Genomic DNA, 4325 nt, shown 5'->3' with positions numbered 1-4325 from the left:
GGCCAGGTCGGCCAGGTCGGCCAGGAACTGGATTGCCCCGCCGGTGCAGTGCCACCGAACGGAGCTCCGTGATGCGACGGTGACCGTCCACTCCTGTGGTCCCGCGGGGTTCGTGTTCCGGAGAAAGAAGTCGCCGCTGTTCGAAGCTGCCCGGCGAAGCAGTCCACCCGGGGCTCGGGGCTTCGGCGAAGTCGGGGTGAGGGGTCGTTCCGGGCGGGTGCAGGTTGTGCCGGTGCTCCAACGCCAACCGCTCGGGTGACGGGGCACGCGGCCCGCAGCCATCGGCGCGTGCTCGGACTGGCGCCGCGCGGGTGCTGCCGACCGGATCCGGGTACGTACACCGGCATGTCCGCCTCTGCCTTGTCCTTCGGTTCCGCTGCCCATCTCTACGACTCGATCCGGCCCACCTACCCGGTGCGGGCGGTCGCCTGGGCCGTCGGCGCCGCGCCGATGCGTGTCCTGGATCTGGGGGCGGGCACGGGGCTACTGGCCGGCGCGTTGCGCGCCGCCGGCCACGAGGTGGTCGCGGTCGAGCCCGACGAGCGGATGCGCGCCGTGGCCGCCGAACGCCACCCGGGCACGCGGGTGCTCGCCGGCAGCGCCGAGGACATCCCGTTGCCGGACGGGTCCGTCGACGCCGTCGTGGTCGGGCAGGCCTACCACTGGTTCACCCCGCAGGACGCGCTGCCGCAGATCCACCGGGTGCTGCGCGAGGGCGGCGTCTTCGCCGCGCTGTGGAACATCCGTGACGACCGGACCCCGTGGGTGGCCGCGCTTTCCGGCATCGCCGGCAGCGAGGGGTACGGTCTGGAGAGCGCCTGGCAGTACGGGCCGGTGACGCCGTGGTTCACCGAACCCGAACGCGGCCTGATCGAGCACACCGTGACCGTCCCGACGGACCGGCTGATCGACCTGGTCCGGTCCCGTTCCTCCTACCTGACCGCCGACGCCGCCGAGCAGGCCCGCTTGGACCGGGAGATCGGCGAGTTGGCCGCCACCGACCCGGCCCTGGCCGGCCGCGACAGCGTCGAGATGCCCTACCGGACCTGCGTCTACCGGATGCGGCGGGCCTGATTCCCGGCCAGAGCCCCCGGCACGCTCATGGCAGTTGCATCCGTTGCTCCCGGTGGAGAACACTGCGGCCGAACTCGGGCATGTCCGAACGGCGAGGGCAGTGCAGCGCCCGGAAGGCGTGCGGCCCTGAAACGACAAAGGGCAGGGCGCCGTTGGGTCGGTGAAGGGCCCCGGGCCGGAGCGTGGTGCACGGGGGCGGCCGTTCTCACCGCCTGCTGGACGGCCATGGGCCGGTGTCCCACTCCCGCGGTCTCCGGGTCGCCTCTGGTGGGTTCCCGCCGGCCACGGCGGGGTGCGGTTCGTCCGGCTCCGACCAGCGGGTCAACTGCTCCGGCGGGCACGCAGGCCAGGACTCGGCCGACTGGAAGACGGTCCGCCGCCACGGCGGGACCGCCTGGTCCGTTCAACAGCACCGCCCACCGGCCCGCGATCGACGCGATCCACCTGCAGCAGCGGTGCCTGGAGCAACCGGGTCACCAGCGGGAGCGCACCACACCGTCGCTGTCCGGCAGGACAGCACACAGCAGCGGGTGGCGTGCGTCGAGGTGCAGGGGCAGGGCGGAAGCCGCTCGTGCATCGGCCACGTGGGCGGCGAGCTCCCGGTACTCGCTGTCGTCGACGATCGCATGGGTGATCGTCCCGTCCTGCGCCTGCCAGACGAACTCCACCGGCCCCTCCTCGGGCAGCGCGGCAAGGGCCGCGCCGACGTCCGGAGTCAGGCCGGGCCAAACGGTCAGCAGGGCGCGCGGGCCCAGCCCGGTGCGCACCTCGTCGAGGTTCTCCGGCGTCAGGCGGTGCCAGCGTGAGGCGTTACGGACGAAGGTCTCCTCGAGGAGCAGCGTCCGCCTTGAGGCCAGCGCCGTGCGCACGCGCGTCCAGAAGGGTTCGTCGGCCGGCTCCGTCACCTCCGCCTCGTCGGACTCGGCGGCGTAGGGAGAAGCCGTCAGCGGTTCCGGAAAGAGGCCGAGCTCCCGGGCACGGGCCACGGCGTCCGCGCAGGGCAGGGCGCTGCCGACGTACACGTACTGGTCCCACCCCACGTGCACGGTGAAGGCGTCCCCGGCCTCCAGGCGGCACCAGGCACCCTGGTCGCGGAGCATGGCCCGGACCAGTTCCAGGGCGACCGGAAGGGAAACCTCCGCCCCGTCGTGGTAGCCGGTGAGGTCGGGCGGGAAGAGCCTGCCGAGGCCGTGCCCGTCAACCGGCGGCTCCGCGCCGAAGTGGACGACGCCGGTGACCCCCGGCTCACGGATCTGCAACCGGACGACGCCCGACGCCTCCGCGAAGGCGGCGACGGCCGCCAGGTAGGCCGCTTCAACAGGTCCGTGGTCGCTGACCGCGTCCTCGGCGCCGCAGTAGTGGCCGTGCTCGTCACGGTCAGCGGGGTCGTATTTGGTGATCCGGTGCACGAAGGACGGCGGCACGCTGCTCCTCGGACGGGTGAAATCGGACGGGTGAAAGGAGTGCCAGCGTAGTTCTGGTCCCGAAGCGCGCGGTCCTGAAACGACACCGGCCCGGTACCGACGGGTCGGTGCCGAGCCCTGGGCCGAAGAGTGGTGCGCGTACCGGTGGAGCCGCCGTCCTCACAGCCCTGCCGGGGGCGGCGACGAGCAGCTGAACCAGGTTCACCGGGTCGCGCTGTTCAGGTGCGGCTCGGGACGCACGGCCCTCGCGTCTTCGAAGACACCCGGCCGCGGCATCAGCCCGGCCGGGTCCGCGCGGGCAGTGCAGCCGTCCACCAGCGCCCGCTCCTTCGCGTCCTGACCACGCTGCACCTACGCCCGGACCCACCCACCCCGTGACACTTCAGAAGTCCGCAGCGCTTGACCTGTACAGGACGCCGAAGCCGGACACCGGCTCCAGGCGCAACGGGCACACACGGGGAGGACGCTCGGTGTCAGCTGGAGCGGAAGGCGGAGAGCCGATGAAGCCTGCGTGGCCCGATCCGGTCAGGAGCGAGCCGCACGGGCCGGAACGAGGACCGGGCACCGGACTGTGGAGCGAACCGGGAGCAGGCCGTATGGAACTGTTCGCCGGGCCCCTCGATGGTTCCTATCTGGATGTCCTCCCGCTCACCCTCACGGAAATCACCGGCGGCGTAGCACTCGACTCGGGCGAGCGCTGCACTCACCCGGGCGGCCTCTCCGTGTACCGCTGGTCGCCAGCACATCCGGGGCGGATGTGCTGGGAGGGTGACATCGCGCCGTAGAGGGTCGCGCGGCAACACCGCTCCAGCGGCAGCAGGCGGCTCCACTCCGTGTTGCGCCAAGCGCATGTACCCGCCGGGCCGGCCCTGCGGCGTCCCGCGAAGCCCAACGGGACTGATCACCTTGCGGTCACCCCGGTGACCACTACCGGGACCTCCCCCCGAACCACTGCTCAGGTCTCTGGAGCGAAGCCTCCACGTACCCGGAGCGGCAGACCGGGGATCTGCAGGTCCCCGTCGACCTGGCTGACCAACCAGCTGGGGACGTCCTGGTCGTACTCCTCCCAGGCGCCCCACTGGCGGGAACCGGACGCCGATCCCCCAGGAGCCGTCCGCACGGGGGATCAGGAAGCAGGCGTCGCCCTCCTGGGTGTTGGCCCACAGCACCATCCCACGCTCACGGGGATGGAGGTCGTACGGAATCCTGCGCGGCACCAGCGCCTGGTACAGCGGTCCCGTCGTGTTCATCAGATCCAGCATGGTGTACCCGGCGCTCTTCGGGTGGAACACCGACAGGAAGTCGCCGACCACGCCGGGGCCGTACGCGGCGACGAACTGCTTGTACTCCGTCGGCAGTTCCCCGGCCACCTCCTCGATGGCTCCCCACGCCTCCACGTCCGAGTAGCCCCGGGCAGGCCGAAGCATCGTTCAACGTCCTCTGCGGCGACCACGAAGACTCTCCACTCTCCCGTCCTGTCGGCACGCACAGTGTGGAACATCTGACCACGCCCTCAGATCGGCGGTCATTACCGCTGCATCACGCTCACGGTGCCCCCTACGGTCGATTCTGCTCGGCAGCGGAGCAGACACAGGTCCTCAATCGATCGACGTGCGCGACGCAGCCGCGCGGCGCTCGTGGCGCCACTGCAGGGTCCCGGTGGCCTTGGTCCAACCCGGACGGAGCAGGCCGAGGATGGATGCCCAGGCTGCTTCACCGAGCAGGGCGTCGCTGCGGGCCGTCCCTCCGTAGGCGAAGGTCTTCGAGGGTGCGGCGGGGCCTTCACCCGGGAAGCGCGGCCGGTGTCCGGCGTCGTCGCGGGTCACC

General features: G+C 71.6%; 2 protein-coding genes and 1 pseudogene. 1 reads left to right on the top strand and 2 read right to left on the bottom strand.

All coding sequences use genetic code 11. The features are described 5' to 3' along the window. Positions 1-345: 345 nt before the first annotated feature. Complete coding sequence (locus tag ABZ641_RS27150) at positions 346-1074, top strand: class I SAM-dependent methyltransferase (protein ID WP_344624850.1); 729 nt, start codon at positions 346-348, stop codon at positions 1072-1074. Between the two features lie 473 nt (positions 1075-1547). On the opposite strand, the gene ABZ641_RS27145 is transcribed toward ABZ641_RS27150, so the two are convergent. Together ABZ641_RS27145 and ABZ641_RS27140 are read right to left on the bottom strand one after the other, a co-directional pair. Next, positions 1548-2498: an RNA-binding protein gene (locus ABZ641_RS27145; RefSeq protein WP_359985785.1), complete on the bottom strand. Its 951-nt coding sequence runs from the start codon at positions 2496-2498 to the stop codon at positions 1548-1550. 1598 nt (positions 2499-4096) lie between these two features. After that, positions 4097-4325 (bottom strand): annotated as a pseudogene (locus ABZ641_RS27140) (hypothetical protein); the annotation flags it as partial.

It is taken from the genome of Kitasatospora sp. NPDC007106 (genome assembly GCF_040634455.1).
GTDB lineage: Bacteria > Actinomycetota > Actinomycetes > Streptomycetales > Streptomycetaceae > Kitasatospora > Kitasatospora arboriphila.
The sequence above is the reverse complement of the archived record's forward strand: the minus strand, read 5'-3'. Positions and strand labels throughout refer to the sequence as shown.